General features: G+C 74.1%; 2 protein-coding genes. One reads left to right on the top strand and one right to left on the bottom strand.

Annotated features, from left to right (window positions below; all coding sequences use genetic code 11):
- Positions 1-1503, top strand: a 1503-nt coding sequence (locus H5J30_RS25910) for a TIGR03767 family metallophosphoesterase (protein WP_181789763.1), incomplete at its 5' end; no start/stop codon positions are given.
- 78 nt (positions 1504-1581) lie between these two features.
- On the opposite strand, the gene H5J30_RS25905 is transcribed toward H5J30_RS25910, so the two are convergent.
- On the bottom strand, positions 1582-2364 hold the full coding sequence (locus H5J30_RS25905; protein WP_181789762.1) for an SDR family NAD(P)-dependent oxidoreductase: 783 nt from the start codon (positions 2362-2364) through the stop codon (positions 1582-1584).
- Positions 2365-2748 lie beyond the last annotated feature (384 nt).

Raw genomic sequence — 2748 nt, 5'->3', positions numbered from 1 at the left:
CAGCTGACGGAGGGCGCGGGCTGGCCCCGGGTCGTCCGCGCGGAACTGGGCGCCGCCGGCCCGCGCCGGGAGGACACCAGGACCGCGCTCGCCGCCTTCGTCCAGCTCACCGACCTGCACATCGTGGACGTGCAGACGCCGCTGCGCTCGGAGTACTTCCGCGAGCGCGAGGGCGACGGCTGGCGCCCGCAGGAGGCGCTGAGCGTGCCGGGCGCCGTCGCGCTCATCGAACGCGTCAACTCGCTGACCGCCGGGCCCGCCACCGGGCTCGCGCTCGGCTGCGCCGTGACCACCGGCGACAACACGGACAACAACAACGGCCTGGAGCTGGAGTGGTACCTCACCGCGATGAGCGGCGGGCGGATCGTGCCCAACAGCGGTGACCCGAGGTCGTACGAGGGCGTGCAGAACAGCGGCGTCGACCGCTACTGGCACCCGGAGAGCCGGCTGCGCGACGCCGACAAGGCGCTCGGCTTCCCGCGCCTGGACGGCTTCCTCGAAGCGGCGATCAGGGAGGTCACCAGCCCCGGGCTGCACCTGCCGTGGTACTCCACCGTCGGCAACCACGACCTGCTGCCCGGCGGCTGCTACGCGCCCCGCCAGCCGTACTTCGCCGAGTACGCGGCCGGCGACCGGAAGCTGATGGCGCTGCCGGAGTCCGTCGCCGGGCCGCTGTTCGACTCCCTGCGCGCGGGCACCGACCCGCGGGGCGAGGCGTTCGCCGAGATGCTGCGCACGCAGCGGCATCTGATGCGTACGGTCACGGCGGACGAGCGGCGCGTGCCGTTCACGTCGCAGGAGTACGCGGCGGCCCACCTCCAGGAGCGGTTCGCCGGGGCGGGGCCCGTGGGGCACGGCTACAAGGAGGCCCACCGCGCCTCCGGCGAGTTGTACTACGACTTCGTGCTCGGCGAGGCCGGTCCGGGCGTCGTCGGCATCAGCCTGGACACCACCGACCAGGGCGGCGACTACCGCGGCTCGCTGGGCACGGCGCAACTGCGCTGGCTGGAGCGGAAGCTGACGGAGCACGCGGGCTCGTACGTCGTCGTCTTCAGCCACCACACCAGCAAGTCGATGAACAACACGACGCCCGACCCCTTCCGGCCGGACGACCAGCGGCACACGGGGGCGGAGCTGCTGGACGTGCTGCTGGCCCACCGCAACGTGGTCGCGTGGGTGAACGGGCACAGCCACCGCAACGAGATCACCCCGCACGGGGACGCCGCCGGCGGGCTGTGGGAGGTCACCACGGCCTCGCACGTGGACTTCCCCCAGCTCGCCCGCGTGGTGGAGCTGGCCGACAACGGCGACGGGACGCTGTCGCTGTTCACGACGCTGATCGAGTCGGCGGCCCCGTACCGCGCGGACGGTGCGGAACTCGACCAGGCGGGCCTGGCGTCGCTCTACCGCGAACTGGCCCTGAACGCCCCCCACTCCGCCCGCCGCCGCGCCCTGTCGGGCCTGGAGACGGACCGCAACACGGAACTTCTGCGCACCCGTTGACCCCGCCCGGCCACCGGCCGGAGGGCCGGGCGCCGGGGCCGGAAGCCGGAAGAAGGCGCCCCGGTCCCGGCCAACCGGTCAGCTCGGGAACATCGCCGTGGCGTTGATCCAGGTGCCGGTGATCGCGCCCGCCCGGTCGGAGGCGAGGAAGGCGGCCAGGTCGGCGATCTCCTTCAGGCGCGGGGAGGCCGGGAGCATGCGGAGGCCGTCGAGGGTGTCGAGGACGCCGCCGAGGGCTTCCGGGGTGGCCATCGCGGGGTTGACCGCGCCGAGCTTCTGCGGGGTGAGGGTCTCCGGGACGCCGGCGGCCCACAGGCCGGCGGTGCGGACGCCGCGGGGGCCGAGTTCCTGGGCGAGGGAGCGGATGAGGGTGTCGATCGCCGCGTCCGCGGGGCAGGTGCCGCCCATCATCGGGCTGGTGTGGGACGAGCCGCTGTTGAGCGCCAGGATGACTCCGGAGCCCTGCTCCGCCATCCGCCTGCCCGCGGCGCGGGCGGTGAGGAAGTTGGTCGTCAGGCCGCGGGTGACGCAGGAGACGTAGTCCGGGACGGACATGTCGACCAGCGGGGTGCCCTGGACGTCGCCGCGGGTGATCAGGTTGATGCTCACGTCGATGGAGCCCGCCTCCGCCGCCACCCGGGCCGCGTGCTCCTCCACCGCCTGCTCGTCCAGCGCGTCCACGACGGCCGCGTGGGCGGTGCCGCCGGACCCGGTGATGTCCCTCGCCACCAACTCGACGTTCGCCGCGTGCCGGCCGGTGAGGTGGACCCGGGCGCCCTCGCGGGCGAAGGTGCGGGCGACCGCGGCGCCGATGGAGCCGCCGGCTCCGTAGACGATCGCGTTCTTGTGCTGCAGCAGCATGGTCTCTCCTGGCTGTCGTCATCGGGTGGTGTCGGCCATTGAGACGCACGCCGGCCGCGGCAGTCATCGCTCCCCGCCCGGCACCGGCGGACCGGGCACCGGTGTTCGCCCGAATGCCTCCCGCCGGGCAGAACTCCCGGCGCCATCGGGGTGATCGGCGTGTGTGGCGGCAGGTGGGGCTCCCGGAGCCGGGTCCACGATGCCAGGGCACACGTGCCCGAATACTGACGGCAGCACGCACGCGCGCCCCTTCCCCCCGCAAGCATGCGAGCACCTCGCCCCGGGCACCGCCGTCCCCGTCCGTCCCCCACCGGAAGGAGCGCTCGCCATGCCTGCCCGAGCGACCGCCGCACCCGCTCCGCCCCCGCCGCCGAGACCGAACCG

It is taken from the genome of Streptomyces phytophilus (assembly GCF_013870535.1).
Taxonomy (GTDB): Bacteria; Actinomycetota; Actinomycetes; order Streptomycetales; family Streptomycetaceae; genus Streptomyces; species Streptomyces phytophilus.
The sequence above is the reverse complement of the archived record's forward strand: the minus strand, read 5'-3'. Positions and strand labels throughout refer to the sequence as shown.

Excerpts from the sequence above, each read along its gene's own strand:
- H5J30_RS25905 (WP_181789762.1), bottom strand. The coding sequence starts at position 2,364 with ATGCTGCTGCAGCACAAGAACGCGATCGTCTACGGAGCCGGCGGCTCC.